The organism is Micromonospora sp. NPDC003241 (genome assembly GCF_053589795.1).
On record NZ_JBSFSO010000010.1, the window covers coordinates 155,736 to 171,786 of the forward strand.

The 16,051-nt window shown below is 73.1% G+C and carries 13 protein-coding genes; 4 read left to right on the forward strand and 9 right to left on the reverse strand.

Features of this window, described 5'->3' with window-relative positions; all coding sequences use genetic code 11:
- Positions 1 to 15: 15 nt before the first annotated feature.
- The 4 genes from ACWDVW_RS11540 (at position 16) to ACWDVW_RS11555 (ending at position 4,091) form a co-directional block, all read left to right on the forward strand.
- Positions 16 to 912 (forward strand): dihydrodipicolinate synthase family protein, encoded by an 897-nt coding sequence (locus ACWDVW_RS11540; protein WP_449947016.1) that lies wholly within the window; start codon positions 16 to 18, stop codon positions 910 to 912.
- 19 nt (positions 913 to 931) lie between these two features.
- Positions 932 to 1,942: a proline racemase family protein gene (locus ACWDVW_RS11545; protein ID WP_449947018.1), complete on the forward strand. Its 1,011-nt coding sequence runs from the start codon at positions 932 to 934 to the stop codon at positions 1,940 to 1,942.
- A 17-nt stretch (positions 1,943 to 1,959) separates the two neighbouring features.
- Positions 1,960 to 3,339 (forward strand): aldehyde dehydrogenase family protein, encoded by a 1,380-nt coding sequence (locus ACWDVW_RS11550; RefSeq protein WP_449947020.1) that lies wholly within the window; start codon positions 1,960 to 1,962, stop codon positions 3,337 to 3,339.
- A 71-nt stretch (positions 3,340 to 3,410) separates the two neighbouring features.
- Positions 3,411 to 4,091, forward strand: a complete 681-nt coding sequence (locus tag ACWDVW_RS11555) for a GntR family transcriptional regulator (protein ID WP_449947021.1) — start codon at positions 3,411 to 3,413, stop codon at positions 4,089 to 4,091.
- Between the two features lie 39 nt (positions 4,092 to 4,130).
- Here the strand turns inward: ACWDVW_RS11555 and ACWDVW_RS11560 are convergent, their stop codons facing one another.
- The 9 genes from ACWDVW_RS11560 to ACWDVW_RS11600 all read right to left on the reverse strand — a co-directional run bounded on the left by ACWDVW_RS11560 (position 4,131) and on the right by ACWDVW_RS11600 (position 16,030).
- The gene (locus ACWDVW_RS11560; protein WP_449947023.1) at positions 4,131 to 5,873 is read right to left on the reverse strand and encodes an ABC transporter ATP-binding protein; all 1,743 of its coding nucleotides are present in this window, start codon (positions 5,871 to 5,873) and stop codon (positions 4,131 to 4,133) included.
- Positions 5,870 to 7,558 (reverse strand): ABC transporter ATP-binding protein, encoded by a 1,689-nt coding sequence (locus ACWDVW_RS11565; protein ID WP_449947025.1) that lies wholly within the window; start codon positions 7,556 to 7,558, stop codon positions 5,870 to 5,872. The genes ACWDVW_RS11560 and ACWDVW_RS11565 overlap by 4 nt, the downstream gene beginning before the upstream one ends.
- A gap of 133 nt (positions 7,559 to 7,691) precedes the next feature.
- Positions 7,692 to 8,609: an ROK family protein gene (locus tag ACWDVW_RS11570; RefSeq protein ID WP_449947027.1), complete on the reverse strand. Its 918-nt coding sequence runs from the start codon at positions 8,607 to 8,609 to the stop codon at positions 7,692 to 7,694.
- The gene (locus ACWDVW_RS11575) at positions 8,606 to 10,066 is read right to left on the reverse strand and encodes a lyase family protein (RefSeq protein WP_449947029.1); all 1,461 of its coding nucleotides are present in this window, start codon (positions 10,064 to 10,066) and stop codon (positions 8,606 to 8,608) included. Before ACWDVW_RS11575 ends, ACWDVW_RS11570 begins: the two co-directional genes overlap by 4 nt.
- Before the next feature lie 65 nt (positions 10,067 to 10,131).
- Entirely contained in the window at positions 10,132 to 11,079 is a 948-nt protein-coding gene (locus ACWDVW_RS11580; RefSeq protein WP_449947030.1) for an amidohydrolase family protein, read from the reverse strand.
- Positions 11,080 to 11,081: 2 nt separating this feature from the next.
- Positions 11,082 to 11,960 (reverse strand): creatininase family protein, encoded by an 879-nt coding sequence (locus ACWDVW_RS11585; protein ID WP_449947032.1) that lies wholly within the window; start codon positions 11,958 to 11,960, stop codon positions 11,082 to 11,084.
- Positions 11,957 to 13,744, reverse strand: a complete 1,788-nt coding sequence (locus tag ACWDVW_RS11590) for an ABC transporter permease (protein ID WP_449947033.1) — start codon at positions 13,742 to 13,744, stop codon at positions 11,957 to 11,959. Before ACWDVW_RS11590 ends, ACWDVW_RS11585 begins: the two co-directional genes overlap by 4 nt.
- On the reverse strand, positions 13,741 to 14,814 hold the full coding sequence (locus tag ACWDVW_RS11595; protein ID WP_449947034.1) for an ABC transporter ATP-binding protein: 1,074 nt from the start codon (positions 14,812 to 14,814) through the stop codon (positions 13,741 to 13,743). The genes ACWDVW_RS11590 and ACWDVW_RS11595 overlap by 4 nt, the downstream gene beginning before the upstream one ends.
- 172 nt (positions 14,815 to 14,986) lie before the next feature.
- Entirely contained in the window at positions 14,987 to 16,030 is a 1,044-nt protein-coding gene (locus ACWDVW_RS11600; protein WP_449947035.1) for an extracellular solute-binding protein, read from the reverse strand.
- Between the last annotated feature and the right edge of the window lie 21 nt (positions 16,031 to 16,051).

The window sequence follows — 16,051 nt, forward strand, 5'->3', positions numbered from 1 at the left end:
ATAAGGAGCACCCCGATGCCCCCTCGGTCGAGACCATGGCACGGCGTCCTGGTGGCCACCACGGTGCCGCTCGACGACCGACTCGCGGTCGACGTGGACCGGTACGCCGAGCACGTCCGCTGGCTCGCCGACGAGGGCTGCGACGGGGTCGTGCCGAACGGCTCACTCGGTGAGTACCAGACCCTCACCCCCGAGGAGCGCAGCACGCTGGTCCGGGTCGCGGTCGACGCGGCACCCGACGGCTTCACCGTGATGCCCGGCATCTCCGCGTACGGCGCGATCGAGGCGCGGCGGTGGGCCGAGGACGCCGCCGAGGCCGGGTGCGCGGCGGTGATGCTGCTGCCGCCGAACGCCTACCGGGCCGACGAGCGGGCCGTGGTCGCGCACTACCGCGAGGTCGCCGAGGTCGGCGTGCCGGTGGTGGCGTACAACAACCCGATCGACACCAAGGTCGACCTCACCCCGGAGCTGCTCGCCCGCCTGCACGGCGAGGGCCTGATCGTCGGCGTCAAGGAGTTCACCGGTGACGTCCGCCGCGCCTACCGGATCGCCGAGGCGGCACCCGGCCTGGACCTGATCGCCGGTGCCGACGACGTCACCCTGGAACTCGCCGTGGCCGGCGCGCCGGGCTGGATCGCCGGGTACGTCAACGCGCTGCCCCGGGCCTGCGTCCGGCTCTTCGACGCGGCGGCCGACGGCGACCTGGCCACCGCGTTGCCGCTCTACCGCGCGCTGCACCCGTTGCTGCGCTGGGACTCGCGGACCGAGTTCGTGCAGGCCATCAAGCTCTCGATGGACGTGGTCGGGCGCTACGGTGGGCCGTGCCGCCCGCCCCGGGTGCCCCTCACCCCGGAACACGAGCGCATCGTCCGGGAGGCCACCGAGAAGGCGGTGGCGGCCGGCGGCCGGTGACGGGAAGGGCGGTAGGGCGATGCGCAGTACACGGGTGTTCCACGCGGTCGACTCGCACACCGAGGGCATGCCGACCCGGGTGGTCACCGGCGGGATCGGCGTGGTCCCCGGCGACTCGATGGCGCAGCGGCGTCGGTACTTCGTCGCCCACCTCGACCACCTGCGCACCCTGCTGATGTGCGAGCCGCGCGGGCACGCCGCGATGAGCGGGGCGATCCTGCAACCGCCCACCCGGCCCGACGCCGACTGGGGCGTGATCTTCATCGAGGTCAGCGGCTGCCTGCCGATGTGCGGACACGGCACCATCGGGGTGGCCACCGTCCTGGTGGAGACCGGCATGGTCACCGTCACCGAGCCGACCACCGTGATCCGGCTCGACACCCCGGCCGGGCTGGTGGTGGTCGACGTGGCGGTCCGCGACGGGCACGCCGAGTCGGTGACCCTGCGCAACGTGCCTTCCTTCGTGTCGGAGCTGGACGCCACGGTCGACGTGCCCGGGTACGGTCCGGTCACCCTGGACCTCGCCTTCGGCGGCAACTTCTATGCCGTCGTCGACCTCGACCGGCTCGGGATCGCCTTCACGCCGACCGACCCGCAGACCCGGCAGCGGATGCTCGACGCCGGGCTGGCCATCATGGACGCCGTCACCGACCAACTCCGGCCGGTGCACCCCGAGGACCCGACGATCGCCGGCTGCCACCACGTCTACCTCGCCGCACCCGGGTCCGACGCCCGGCACTCGCGGCACGCCATGGCCATCCACCCCGGATGGTTCGACCGCTCGCCCTGCGGCACCGGCACCTCGGCCCGGATGGCCCAACTGCACGCCCGGGGCGAGCTGGCGCTCGGCACCGACTTCGTCAACGAGTCGCTGATCGGCAGCCGCTTCGTCGGACGGCTGCTGGACCGCACCACCGTGGCGGACCGACCGGCCGTGATCCCGACGGTCACCGGCCGCGCCTGGATCACCGGCACCGCCCAGTACCTCCTCGACCCCACCGACCCGTTCCCCGCCGGCTTCCAGCTCTGACCAGCACTGGAGTTCTCATGTCCGTCGTCGTGTCCGCCTGCCCCCAGCGCCCGGAGGACACCGTCGTCTCGGTGCCCGCCGCGACCACCGAGGACGTCGGGACCGCCGCCGAGGCGGCCCGCGCCGCCCAGCGCGGCTGGGCGGCGGCACCTCCCGCCGAGCGGTCGGCGGCGCTGCACGCCGCCGCCGACGCGGTCGCCGAGGCCACCGCCGAGCTGGTCGACCTGGTCGTGCGCGAGGTGGGCAAGCCGATCACGGAGGCGCGCGGCGAGGCGGCCCGGACGGTGGCGCTGCTGCGGTACTACGCCCAGCAGGTCTACGACCCGACCGGAGCGGTACACGATCCGAGCGGCGGCCGGGGGCTGGCGTACACCCGTCGTCGCCCGCGCGGTGTCGCCGGCCTGGTCACGCCGTGGAACTTCCCGCTGGCCATCCCGGTGTGGAAGGCCGCCCCGGCGCTGGCCTTCGGCAACGCCGTCCTGCTCAAGCCGGCACCGCAGGCGACGGCCTGCGCGATGCGGCTGGCCGAGCTGGTCACGCCGTACCTGCCGGACGGGCTGCTGACGGTGCTGCCCGGTGACGCCGAGACGGGCCGTGCGGTGGTGGACGCCGGGGACGTCGTCTCGTTCACCGGCTCCGCCGAGGTGGGCGCGAGCGTCGGCGCGACCGCCGTGGCGCGGGGCGTACCGGTGCAGTGCGAGATGGGCGGGCTCAGCCCGGCGGTGGTCCTTCCGGACGCCGACGTCGAGTCCGTCGCCCGGCAGGTCGCCTACGCCGCGTTCGGGTACGCCGGCCAGAAGTGCACCGCCACCAAGCGCGTCATCGTGGTGGGTGACCCGACCGCGTTCACCGACGCGCTGGTGACCGCCGTGGCGGCGTTGGCCTGCGGCGATCCCGCCGCACCGGAGACGGTGGTGGGGCCGGTGATCGACCAGGCCGCCCAGCGCCGGGTGCGGGACGCCGCGCAGAGCGCCGTGGCCGCCGGTGCTCGACTGCTCACCGGTGCCCGTACGCCCGAGGGACCGGGTTGGTTCGTCGCCCCCACGCTGCTGGCCGACGTCCCCGCCGACCACCTGCTCCAGCGCGCGGAGGTGTTCGGTCCGATCTGCACGCTGACCCGGGTGGACAGCGTCGACGCGGCGCTGGCCGCCGCCAACGACTCCCGGTACGGGCTGGCCGCCTCGGTCTTCACCGCCGACCTGGACGCCGCGCTGCGCTTCGCCGACGGGCTGACGGCCGGACAGATCAAGGTCAACGCGCCGACCGCCGGAGTGGACTTCCACCTGCCGTTCGGCGGCGAACGCGCCTCCAGCTACGGGCCCCGCGAACAGGGCAAGGCGGCACAGGACTTCTACACCGCCCTGCACACCGTGACCGTCGTACCCGCCGGAGGCTGAACCGCCCCGGGTGTCCCGGGGCCCGCCGCCGTGGCGTCGCCTAGCATCTGCGACGAGAAGGAGACGTGGTGGTGACTGACGCCTTGGAGCTGCCGGCCCTGGGGGCGCGTACGAGCCTGCGCGGGCAGGTCGCGCACGCGCTGCGGGCCGCGCTGGTGGCCGGCCAGATGCGCCCCGGCGAGGTCTACTCCGCACCGACGCTCGCCGCCCGGCTCGGCGTCTCCGCCACCCCGGTCCGCGAGGCGATGCTCGACCTGGTCAAGGAGGGCCTGGTCGAGACCGTGCGGAACAAGGGTTTCCGGGTCACCGAACTGTCCGACCGGGAACTCGACAACCTGACCGAGATCCGCCAGTTGATCGAGGTGCCGACCACCGTGCGGGTGATCGGCGTGGCCACCGCCGAGGACGTCGCGCGGTTGCGGCCGATCGCCCACCGGATCGTCGAGGTGGCCGAACGCAAGGACCTGATCGCGTACATCGAGCACGACCGCCGATTCCACCTGGAACTGCTCGCGTTGGCCGGCAACAGTCACCTGGTCGCGCTCGTCGGTGAGCTGCGGGCGAGGTCGCGGCTGTTCGGCCTGACCCGGCTCGCCGAGACCGGGGAACTGGTGCCGTCGGCCCGCGAGCACGTCGAGATGCTCGACCTGATCGAGGCGGGCGACCGGGCCGGACTGGAACGGCTGATGCGCGTGCACATCGGTCACGTACGCGGCCGCTGGGCCGGCCGGGCGGAGCCGACCGCCGACTGACCGCCGACTGACCGCCGACCCTGACCGGTGTGCGTACGGTCAGCGCTGCCAGGCGGCCCAGAGTTCGGCGTACCGGCCGCCCGCGGCGACGAGTTCCGCCGGGGTGCCCAGCTCGACGATCCGCCCGTGCGCCATCACCGCGATCCGGTCACAGCTCTGCGCCTGGGTCAGCCGGTGCGCGACCACCACGGCGGTACGGCCCCGCACCAGGGCGGCACTGGCCAGCTCCAGTTGCCGGGCACCGGCGCTGCCCGCCTCGGCACTCGCCTCGTCGAGCACCACGATCGGCGGGTCGAGCAGGGCGACCCGGGCCAGCGCCACCTGTTGCGCCTGCCCGGGGGTGACCGGGTGGTCGCCCTCACCGACCGGGGTGTGCAGCCCTTCCGGCAGCGCGCCGACCCACTGGTCGGCCCCGACCAGCCGCAGCGCGTTCCACAGCTCCTCCTCGGAGGCGTGCGGCGCGGCCAGGCGCAGGTCCTCGGCGAGCGTGCCGGCGAAGACGTGCACCTCCTGGGTGACGACGCCGACGGTGCGTCGCAGCTCCGCCGGATCCAGGTCGGCGATCGGCCGACCGCCCAGCAGCACCTCGCCCTCGGCGGCCGGGAACACCCCGCCGAGGATGGCCGCCAGCGTCGTCTTGCCGGCACCGCTCTCGCCGACCACGGCCAGCGACTCGCCCTCGGCGATCTCCACCGAGACGTCGTGCACGACGGTGGGCCCGCCGGGGTAGCGGTGCCCGATCGACTTGGCGCCGATCCCGCCCGCCGGTCGATCGCCGGTGCCCGCGCGGGACTCCGGCACGTCGAGCCCGGTGATACCGACCAGCCGGGCCAGCGCGGCGCCGGCCGACTGGACGTCGTTGAACGAGATCAGCAGCATGCCGAGCGGGCCGAAGAGCCGGTGGAACAGCAGCGCGGCGGCGGTGACGTCACCCACGCTGCTCTCGCCCGCGCGCACCAGCAGGAAACCGGCGAGCAGGACAGCGGTGAGTCCGATCGCCTCCGCGTAGTTCATCATGTTCGCGAACCACAGGAATCCGCGTACCGCCCGCAGGCGCGCGGTGACCGCGTTGCGCGACGCTCCGTCCACCCGCTGGCCCTGCCGCTGCGCCATGCCGTAGGCGTGCACCGTCCGCGCGCCGGTGAACGTGGTCAGCAGGCTCTGCGTCCGCACCGCCGCCGCCTCGCGCTCGGCGGCGTAGAGCCGCTTCGCCTGGGGCACGAACCGGCGCAGGCTCAGCACGTGCACCGGGAAGACGACCAGGAACGCCAGCGCGATCCGCCAGTCCAGGGTGGCGAAACCGGCGAAGGTGATGACGACGGTGACCAGGGCGGTGAAGATCCCGGCGGCCAGCCGGACCGAGTCGGTGACCTGTTCCACGTCGTCGGTCACCCGGGCGGCGACGTCGCCGGAGCCGGCGCTCTCCAACCGCGCCGAGTCCATCCGCAGGGCCCGGTCGAGCACCTCTTCCCGCAGGTCGGCGCAGGCGCGCATGCCCCACTCGGTGACCAGCCACCGGGACACGCCGGTCAGCACGGCGGCCAGCAGGCCGGTGCCGAGGATCCAGGCCGACGTCGTCAGCAACGCGTCGACGGTGCCGCCCGCGACGACCAGGTCGACCAGTCGGCCGAGCAGGATCGGCACCACCACGGCCGCGGCGCTGGCCGCCACGGACGTCAGGACCGACGCCCAGGCCAGCAGCGGATAGCGGCGCAGGTTGCGCCAGAACACGGCCAGGGTCTCCCGGCCGGAGGCGACCGGCAGGATCGTCGTCGCGCTCATCGCAGGACCACCTCGGCGTACGCGGACTGGGCGAGCAGGTCCCGGTGCGATCCGACGGCGGCCACCCGCCCGGCGTCCAGGAAGACGACGCGGTCGCACCGGTCGAGCAGCGGCGCGCTGGTGGTGACCAGCACCGTGGCCCGGTCGTCCCCGGTCCGGCGGGAGCGGATCCCCTCGGCGATGGCGTGCTCGGTGACCGCGTCGACCGCCGTCGTCGGGTCGCGGAACACGGTGACCGGCCGGTCGGCGAGCAGCGCCCGAGCCAGGGCGATCCGCTGCCGTTGCCCGCCGGAGAGGTTCAGACCGTGGTCGAGCAGTTCGCGGTCCAGGCCGGTGCCGCCCTCGGCGAGCAGGTCGTCGACGGAGGCCGCCGCCATGCTCTGCCGCAGCGCCGCGTCGTCCCGGTCGTCGCCGCTCTGCAACACCTCGCGCAGGGTGCCGCCGAACAGGTCGACCGCGTGCGGCTCGACGAGCACCACCTGCCGCAGCGAGGCCGCGTCGAGGTCGCCGACCGGCGTACCGGCCAGGGTGACCTCGCCCCGCTCCGGTGCCCGTGCACCGGCCAGGAGGTCGGTGACGTCGTCGGCGGTGGTGGTCTGCCCGGTGACGACCCCGAGCATCTCGCCGGGCCGCACCTCGAGACTGGCGCCGTCCAGGCCCGAGGTGTGCACCTCGGCGAGGACCAGCGGACCGGGCTGCGCCGCCCGTACGCCGGAGGTGGCGCGCTCGGGCGCGGCCAGCACCTCGGCGACCCGGGCCGCGCTGGCCCGCGCGGTGGCCAGCCGGAAGACGCAGTCGGCCAGGTTGAGCACCGGGTCGGTGATGAACGCGGCCAGGCCCACGATGGTGATGAGCTGCCCGACCGTGATCCGCCCCTCCAGGGCGAACCAGCCGGCCAGGGCGGCCACGACGGTGATCAGCAGGCCGGTGGTGAACGTCGACACGCCGACGAACGCGGCACCGGCCTTGACCGCGCCGACGTTGGCGCGCAGCGAGGTGCGGCTGGCGGTCCGGTAGCGTCGCGACGCCTCGTCGACGCCGCCGAACCCGCGCAGCGGCCGGAGCCCGCGCAGCAGGTCCGACGCGGTCGCGGCGGCCCGGCCGATGGCCTGCTGCTGGGCCGAGGTGTGGCGTTCCACGACCGGCCCGAGCGCGTGCAGGCCGAGCACCAGCACCGGGATGCCGATGACCAGCCCGAGTCCGAGCGTCCAGTCGATCCGCAGCAGGACGATCGTGGAGACGACCAGCCCGAGCAACGCGGACACCACCCGGCTGCCCAGCTCCAGCGAATCGGCGGCGGCCTGGGTGTCGGTGGTGGCGATGGAGAGCAGCTCACCGCTCTGGCGGCTGGTGCGGATGCCCTGGCCGCCCAGCAGTCGCCGGACCACGCGCATCCGCAGGACGTGCGACTCCTCGGTCACCGCCCTGGACAGGAACCAGAACCCGGACCGCCAGCCCATGGTCAGCGCGGTGAACAACACGAAGATCCCCAGGACCGACCAGATCATCGCCGAGGTCGACCCGGTGCTCACCGCCTGGTCGATGACCAGGCCGATGGCCACCGGGACCAGCGCCTCACACACCTGGTGCAGCGACCAGAAGGCGGTGCAGAGCGCGGTGTCCCGGCGCTGCCGCCAGAACATCTCGCCGAACAACCGGCCGGTCGGGCTGACTCGCACGGTCACCTCACCCGCCGTCGGTCGGTGCGGCGGATCCCCGCCGTCGGCTGTGCCATCTCGCCTCACTCTCCACAAGTTAGGTGAGGCTAACCTGTGGTCGTGGCTCGACGCCATCCGGTAGGGGGTGTCGCCCCGGCGGTCAGCCGGGGACCGCCACCGCTTCCCGGGCGAGCGTGACCGCGCCCAGCAGGGCGGCGTCGTCGGCGAACCGGGACAGTACCACCTCCGGCCGATGCGGCAGCACCTCGGTGAGCCGGTCGACCAGCAGCTCCCGGATCAGGGCGCTGCCGGCCACGCCGCCCACCAGCACCACCCGCTGCGGGTCCAACAGCAGGCAACTCGTGACCAGGTGTCGGGCCAACTCGTCGAGTCGGGCGGTCAACGCCTGCCGCTCCGCCCCCGGTCGTTCGGCCGCACCGGCGAGGGCCGCCGCGCCGCCGGAGAGGCCCAGTTCGGCGGCGAGCCCGTCCAGGGCCCGGCCGGAGAAGTCCAACTCCAGCATGGTGCCCGGCCACGGGCCGCCGGAGACCGCGTAGCCGATCTCACCGGCCGCGCCCCGGTGGCCGGAGACCACCGCGCCGCCGACGGTGATCGCCGCGGCCACTCCGGTGCCCAGCCCCAGCACCAGGCCCGGGTCGGCGTCGCGCAGCGCGCCGAGCCGCAGTTCGGCCAGGGCGGCGGCGTTGAGGTCGTTGTCCACCGCCACCTCGGTGACGCCGAGCGCCTCGCGGACCGCGTCGGCCAGCCGCAGCCCCTCCCAGCCGGGGACGTTCGGCGCCAGCTCGATGCCGTCCGGCCGGATCACCCCGGGGGAGGCCACCCCGGCGGCCAGCAGCGGGCCGCCCACCTCGGCCACCAGCCGGGCGGCCAGGTGCAACGCCCGTTCCAGCGCCTGCGGCGCACTGCGTTCGGCGTACGTGGGGACCCGCTCCCGGGCCAGGATGCGGCCCTGCCGGTCGGCGACCCCGACGGCCATCTTGGTCCCGCCGAAGTCGATGCCGAGCAGCAGCCCGTCGGTGTACGCGCCCGACTCGGGTCGCGCCAACTGCACGCTCATCGGGCCGCCATCTCGGCGGCGACCGCGTCCAGCGCGGTGTCGGCCCGGTCGAGACGGTCGCGGACCGCCGCCAGCCGTGCCCGTGCCGCGTCGAAGCCGCCCCGCAGCGTCGCCACCTGGGCGCGTACCGCGGCGGCGCCCGGCCCGTCCGCCTGGACGCGGTCCAGCACCAGTTCCGGCCGGACGGCGGCGGCGATCAGGTCGTCCACGGCGGCGTCGTCGAGCCCGCCGGGCACCAGCCCCTCGGCGGCGGCCCGCACCTCGTCGGCGGTCCAGCCCTGCGGGTCACCGCCGCGCACCAGCCGACCCACCACCGAGTGCGCGGCCCGGAACGGCACACCGTGTCGGGTCAGGGCGTCGGCGGCGGCGGTCGTGGTGGCCCCGGAGGCGACGATCTCGGCCGCCGACGGCGGCGTCAACGGCGCGATCTCGGCGAGGAAGCCGCCGAGCAGGGCGAAGAACCGGTCCGCCCGGTCGTTGCTCTCCCAGAGCCGCACCTGCACGTCGGTGGTGGCGTTGTTCGAGTCCTCCCACCAGGCCGCGCCCACGTTGTTCAGCACCGAGGCGGCGTCGGCGGCGGCCTGCCCGGCGTACGAGACCAGGTGCTCCAGCACCACCGGGTTGCGCTTCTGCGGCATGATGCTGCTGCCCTGGGTGAAGTCACCGGGCGTGGTCACCCACTGCCAGCTCAGCCAGTCCATCAGGGTGCGGGCCAGCCGCGCCCCGGTGGCCAGCGCCTGGGCGTTGAGGGTGCCGACCCGCACCAGGTGGTCGGCGCCGGCCACCGCCTCGTAGGAGTTGGTCACCAGACCCGCGAAGCCGAGCAGCTCGGCCACCCGGGCGGGGGAGATGTCCAGGTCGGTGCCGGCGAAGGCGCAGGAGCCCAGCGGCGAGACGTTGAGCGCCTCGATCACGTCGGCGTAGGCGAGCGCCTCCCCGGCCAGCGCCTCGGCGTACCCGGCCAGGGCGTGCCCGATGGTGGTCGGCTGGGCCGGCCGCCGGTGCGTGTAGCCGGTGATCACCACGTCCGCGTACCGGTCCGCGGCGTCCAGCGCGACCGTGCCGGCGGCCAGTACCCGGTCGAGCACCCCGGTCACCTGGTCGCGCAGCAGCATCCGGAACACCCCGGCGTCGAGGTCGTTGCGGCTGCGCGCCATCTGCACGTCCAGCTCCGAGGTGGGCACCCCGCAGGCCGCCGCGAGGCGCTTCTCCACCAGGTAGTACGTGTCCTCGAAGGTGCCGTCGAAGGGCGGCGCGTCGGCCTGGTCGGCGCGCAGCTCGGCCAGTCCGCGCAGCAACCGGGCGCCCCGCTCGGCGGGGATCAACCCCTGCTCGGTCAGCATCACCACGTGCGCCTGGCTGGCCCGCACCATCGCCGGGAACAGGTGCCCGACGTGGTGGTCGTAGGTGGGCCGCAGGTGGTGCCGCTGGTAGGTGGTCAGCGCGGGTGTGCTCATGACGGAGTTCCTTACTTCCTCTCCAGGCCGGGTCGGCGCGGTGGCCGTCCCGGACGGTAAGCCGGTCAGTCGTCGAGCCCGAGCAGGCGCTCGGCGTTACCGGCGAAGATCGCGCGCAGATGGTCGTCGGGCAGGCCCAGCTCCCGGCAGATGCGGAGCTGGTCGTCGAGGTAGCGGGTGACGTATCCGCGCGGGAACCACGACGAGTCGCTGCCGTACACGATCCGCTGCGGGCCGATGGTCTCGTAGCAGCGCCGGAACAGATCCTCCAGCGTCAGCTTGTACGGCATCCAGCGCACCCACTGGTTGGAGCCGGAGGTGTCGACGTGCACGTTCGGGCAGCCCCAGGCGGTGAAGAGCAACTCCTGCACGTACTGCACACCGAAGTGCGGCACCACCACCGGCAGCTCCGGGAACCGGCGGGCCATCCGGGCCAGCTCCTCCGGACCGCCGTGCCGGCCGAAGGTGAGGCCACCGGCGCTGCCGTAGTGCCCGATGTGGATCAGCACCGGCACACCGAGCCGCTGCGCGGTGCCCCAGAGCGGATCGAGGTCCGGCCCGTCGAGCGGGCCGCGCAGCAACGGCGCGAACAGCTTCAACCCGCGCAGGCCGCGTTCGGTGACCGCCCGTTCCAGCTCGGCGGCGGCGTCCGGCGCGTACGGGTCGTGGTGGGCGAAGCCGAGCAGCAGGTCCGGGTGCCGGTCGACCACGGCGGCCACCGCGTCGTTGCCGCCACCGGTGACGAACACCGCCCGGCGTACGCCGACCCGGCGCAACTCGTCGGCCCACCGGTCGGCCTCGTCCGGCCAGTGCGCGGCGGGCGGCTCCGGTTCCGGGAACGACCACGCCTGCCGCCAGGCCCGCGCGTACGGGGCGGAGGCGGCGGCGCGGGCGGCCCGCTCGGGTGCCCCGCCGGGGTGCATCCCGGCGGCCTCCTCGCAGGCGTGGATCGTCTCGTCGGCGCCGATGCGGAAGTGCAGGTGGAAGTCGACGACGTCCAGTCCCCGGTCCACGGTCACCCCTCCTTGACAGACAGCGGCGGATCAGCGGACAGCGGATCAACGGTCGGCGGATCGGTCGGCAGGGGATCGGCGGTGGGCGGCGCGGGTGGCGGGGCGGCGACCCAGGCGGCCACGATCTCCCGCAACCGGGCACCGGCGATGTGCCGGACCCGCTCGCCGCTCTCCACGTCGGCCAGCGAGATGTGCCCGGACCAGCCCTGCCACGGGTCGGGCCGGGACTCCACCAGCACGTACGGGTGGGCCACCGGCAGCTTCGGCTTCGGCGGCAGGTCCTCGACCGCGTCGAGGCGTACCGCGTCGGGGTCGAAGCCGAGCACGCCCGAGGTCTCGTACGCCCCGCCGTGCCCGCGCGCGGGCAGTTCGCCGTAGAGCTGCGTGGTCTCCGCCGGGGTGACCAACTGGAACCAGTTGACCAGCAGCAGGCTGGCCTGCCGACGGCCGGAGACCCACTCCATCGCGGCCCGCGCGGTGGACATGTTGGCGTCGTGCCCGTTGACGATCAGCAGCCGGGGGAAACCGGCCGCGACGATCCCCTCGATCACGTCGGCCAGGTAGCCGACCGCGATCTCCGGGCGGATCGCCACCGTCCCCGGCCACGGCCGGGTCTGCCCCGGGCAGGCCGCGTACGGCACGGCGGGGAAGAGCACCCCGCGCGGGCCCTCGCCGGTCGCGCCGCTCTCGGCGGCGAACCCCTCGGCCAGGATCAGGTCGGTGCCCAGCGGCAGGTGCGGGCCGTGCCACTCCACCGCGCCGACCGGCAGCACCGCGAAGTCTGCGGCAGCGGCCACCGCCGCCAGTTCGCCACCGGGCACCCGGCCGATCGGCAGCAGGCCCGACTCCGGCCAGCTCACCGTCTCGTCGGTACGCGTCACGCCGTCCACTTCGCCGCCTCCCGGGACGCCGACCGGCCGCTCTGCAACCGACCGGAGACCACCATCACCACGAAGATCAGCGCCACCTGGAGCATGCCGTACGCGGCGGCGGTGCCGACCTCGAACGAGTACATCCGATTGTTGATCTCGACCGAGATCGGTGCCGTCTGCGACGTGTAGATCAGCACCGAGGCGACGAACTCGCCGACGCCGTTGACGAAGGCCAGCAGCGCGCCGGCCGCCACCCCGGGGATCATCAGCCGCAGGGTGACCGTGCCGAACGCCCGCCACCACGAGGCGCCCAGGTTGCGGGCCGCCTCCTCCAACGAGGGGTCGATCTGCGCCAGCGTGGCCGAGCTGGACCGGAACACCAGCGGCAGGAACCGCACGAAGTACGCCAGCGGCATGATCCAGAAGGTGCCGATCAGCACCTGCCCGAAGCTGAACGCGTTGCCGGTGCTGAACGCCGAGATCAGGTTGATCGCCACCACCGTGCCGGGCAGCGCCCAGGCCAGCATGACCGCCACGTCCAGCAGCGCCCGACCCCGGAAGTCCAACCGCCGCACCGCGTACGCGATGAGCACGCCGACCACCACACAGGCGACCGTGGCGATCAGGCTCATCTGCAACGAGTTGAGGATCGGCTGGAACGCCCTCGGGTCGGAGAAGATGGTGACGAAGTTCTGCCAGGTGTACGCCGACGGGATCACCTCGGTCGTCCACGACCCGTCCTCGGAGAACGCCACCAGGCCGATCGTGCCCACCGGCGCCAGCAGCACCACCGTGGCCAGGATCGAGGCGGCCAACGCGGCCCACTTGCCGAACGGGTTGGTGATCTCCCGCCGGTGCGCGGCGACGCCCTTGGACTGCGAGCGGTAGCTGCGCCGTCCCTCGTACCAGCGCATGCCGAGCAGGAACAGGATCGACACCACCGCCAGCACCGAGGCGTACGTGGAGGCCATCGGCAGGTCGCCGTTGGTGCGGTTGATGTAGATCTGCATGGTCATCGTGCGGTCCACCCCGAACAGCAGCGGAGCGGTGTACGACGCCAGCGAGGTCATGAACACCAACAGCGAGGCCGAGACCAGCGCCGGGGTGAGCATCGGCAGCAGCACGGTCCGCCACACCCGGACCCGACCGGCGCCCAGGTTGTACGCGGCCTCCTCCACCGACGGGTCCATCCCGGCCAGGGCGGCCGAGGCGGCGAGATAGAAGAACGGGTACATGGTGAAGGTGTGCACCACCAGCACACCGGCGATGCCGGTGAACGGCAGCACCGGGCTCTCGGTGCCGAACAGCTGCTGGAGCCCGCGCGGCAGGATGCCGGTCTCGCTGTAGAGCAACTGGAACGAGATGGCGCCGATCAGCGGCGGCAACGCGGCCGGCACCAGGATGATCGCCTCGATCAACCGGCGACCGGGGAAGTGGAAGCGCTTGAGCAGGAACGCCATCGCCACGCCGACGATCCCGCAGAGCAGCACGCTGGCCGCCGAGATGCCCAGCGAGGTGAGCAGCGCGGACCGGGCCACGCCCCCGCCGCGCAGGAACTCGGTGTAGTTGGCCACCCCGTCCACCCCGACGCTCTCGGCGAAGGTGGCGAACATCGGCTGGACCACGTACCCGAACAGGATCAGCGCCAGCGGGAACACCAGCGCGTACGGGAACCAGCGGGAGCTGGCGCCACCGGCGAAGCGTCCGCCCAGCCGGGGACGGCGACCCCGTCCGGGCGGGGTCGGGTCCTCGGTGATCGGCGGGACGGTGGCGGCGCTGGGTGCGGCCGTCACGGGTGCACCACCCACATGCGTTCGCGGTTGAGCCGCAGCCCGATCTGGTCGCCGACGGCGACGCCGGCCGGCACGTCGATGGCGGCCACCTGCACCGACTCACCGGCCACCTCGACCACCAGGTTGGTGGCCATGCCGGTGAACTCCAGCTCGGTCACCCGGCCGGGCAGCGCGCCCGCCTCGGTGGCCGAGGTGAGACCGATGTGCTCCGGGCGCACCGACACCAGCGCGCTCTCGCCGGGACGCAGGCCGTGCCCGACCGGCGCGGCCACCACGATCTCGGTGCCGTCCGGGCGGCCGACGGTGACCGTCTCGTCGGTGACCGCCGTGACCGGCAGCGACAACACGTTGCTGCGGCCGATGAAGCGGGCCACGAAGGCGTTGGTCGGCCGGTGGTAGATCTCCTGCGGGGCGCCGATCTGCTGCACCCGGCCGGACTCCATCACCGCGATCCGGTCCGACATCGCCATGGCCTCGGCCTGGTCGTGGGTGACGTAGATGGCGGTGGTGCCGCTCTCCTTCTGGATGCGGCGGATCTCGGTCCGGGTCTCCTCGCGCAGCTTCGCGTCGAGGTTGGACAGCGGCTCGTCGAGCAGCAGCGTACGCGGGCGGATGACCAGGGCCCGGGCCAGCGCCACACGCTGCTGCTGACCGCCGGAGAGCTGGTCGATGCGCCGCTCGCCGTACCCGCCGAGGTGCACCTCGCCCAGTGCCTCCTCGACGCGTCGCCGGGACTCGGCCCGCCCCACCTTGCGGATCTTCAGCCCGTACGCGACGTTCTGCGCCACCGACATGTGCGGGAACAGTGCGTAGTTCTGGAACACCATGCCGGTGTCGCGCTTGTTCGGTGGGCGGCGGGTGACGTCCTCGGCGCCGAAGCGGATCCGGCCGGAGGTCGGGAAGTAGAACCCGGCCACCATGCGCAGGGTGGTGGTCTTGCCGCAGCCGCTCGGGCCGAGCAGGGTGAAGAACTCACCGGCGGCGATGCTGATGTCGACATCGTCGACGGCCGCGGTGTCGCCGGCACGGGCGAATCGCTTGCTCACCGACTCCAGCGTGACATCGATCATGATGTCCTCCTTCTCGTGCTGCCGGTCGTAGGTAAGGAAGGTGCTGCCGGCCTGCGATGTAAGGAAGGGACCCTTCCTAACGTCTCCGGTATAGGAAGGGTCCCTTCCTAACATCGGTCGGCCGGGCGGCGACCGGGCCGGGTACGCGTACCCGGCCCGGCAACCGACGCGGTCAGCCCTTGTTCTTGATCTGGCTGTTCCAGTGGTTGATCCACTCGGTCTCGTGCTCGGCGATCACGTTCCAGTCGACGTTCATCGGGCGCAGGTCGAGCTGGGCCAGCCACTCCGGCTGGTCGGCGATGTCGATGGCGGGGATCTGGAAGAAGTCCTTGGCCAGGTCGGCCCGGAGCGCGTCGTCGAAGAGGAACTCGATGAACTTCTGCGCGCCCTCGGAGTTGCCGCCCTTGACCGCGGCGAGGCCGTCGACCAGCACCGGCGCACCGGAGGTGGGCATCACGTAGCCGAAGGGCATGTTCGACTGGTTGGCCTGCAACAGCACGTCCTGCAGGTTCCAGGCGCTGAGCGTGCCCTGCTGACGGGAGAGCTTCAGGTACAGGTCGGCCGGGTTGGCCGCGTACGAGCCGGTGTTGGCGTCGAGGCGCTTGAGCCAGTCGTACCCGGGCTGCGGGTTGCTGCCGTCGGGGGAGAGGCGCTGGATCATCGAGGCGTAGATCGACCGCATGGTGCCGGACGCGGCCACGTCCCGAATGATGATCTTGTCTTTCCACTGCGGGTCGAGCAGGTCGTCCCAGTCCTTCGGTGCCTGCTCCGGGGTCAGCGCCGCGTTGTTGTACATGATCACCTCGGGCAGCAGGATCTCCCCGAACCAGCGGCCCTCGGCGTCCTTGTACTGCGCGTCCATGTCCCCGGCGAACGACGGCTGCCAGGGGGCCAGCAGGTCCTCGGCGGCGCCCGCCGACAGACCCTGCTGGGTACCGCCCCACCACACGTCGGCCTGCGGGTTGGCCTTCTCGGCGCGGACCCGCTCCAGGATCTCCTGGGCGCCGATGTTGAGGATCTCGACCTTGCCCTGGTACTCGGGGTACTTCTCGGTGAACTTCTCCACCACGAAGTCCGTGACCTTCTTGTCCCGGGCGGTGTAGATGGTGAGCTGCGCAACGTCACCGGCCGCGTCGTCCGAGCCGCCACCGCCGCAGGCGGTGCCGACGGCGAGCACGCTGGCGAGCGCCCCGGCCAGGAGAAGTCGTCGTTTCATGAGGTACCTCCGAGGGAAGGG

What these genes read in the sequence shown, in the direction of transcription:
- ACWDVW_RS11595 (WP_449947034.1), bottom strand. Translation starts at nt 14,814, where the DNA reads ATGATCGATGTCACGCTGGAGTCGGTGAGCAAGCGATTCGCCCGTGCC.
- ACWDVW_RS11570 (WP_449947027.1), bottom strand. Translation starts at nt 8,609, where the DNA reads ATGAGCGTGCAGTTGGCGCGACCCGAGTCGGGCGCGTACACCGACGGG.
- ACWDVW_RS11600 (WP_449947035.1), bottom strand. Translation starts at nt 16,030, where the DNA reads ATGAAACGACGACTTCTCCTGGCCGGGGCGCTCGCCAGCGTGCTCGCC.
- ACWDVW_RS11550 (WP_449947020.1), top strand. Translation starts at nt 1,960, where the DNA reads ATGTCCGTCGTCGTGTCCGCCTGCCCCCAGCGCCCGGAGGACACCGTC.
- ACWDVW_RS11560 (WP_449947023.1), bottom strand. Translation starts at nt 5,873, where the DNA reads ATGAGCGCGACGACGATCCTGCCGGTCGCCTCCGGCCGGGAGACCCTG.
- ACWDVW_RS11545 (WP_449947018.1), top strand. Translation starts at nt 932, where the DNA reads ATGCGCAGTACACGGGTGTTCCACGCGGTCGACTCGCACACCGAGGGC.
- ACWDVW_RS11575 (WP_449947029.1), bottom strand. Translation starts at nt 10,066, where the DNA reads ATGAGCACACCCGCGCTGACCACCTACCAGCGGCACCACCTGCGGCCC.
- ACWDVW_RS11540 (WP_449947016.1), top strand. Translation starts at nt 16, where the DNA reads ATGCCCCCTCGGTCGAGACCATGGCACGGCGTCCTGGTGGCCACCACG.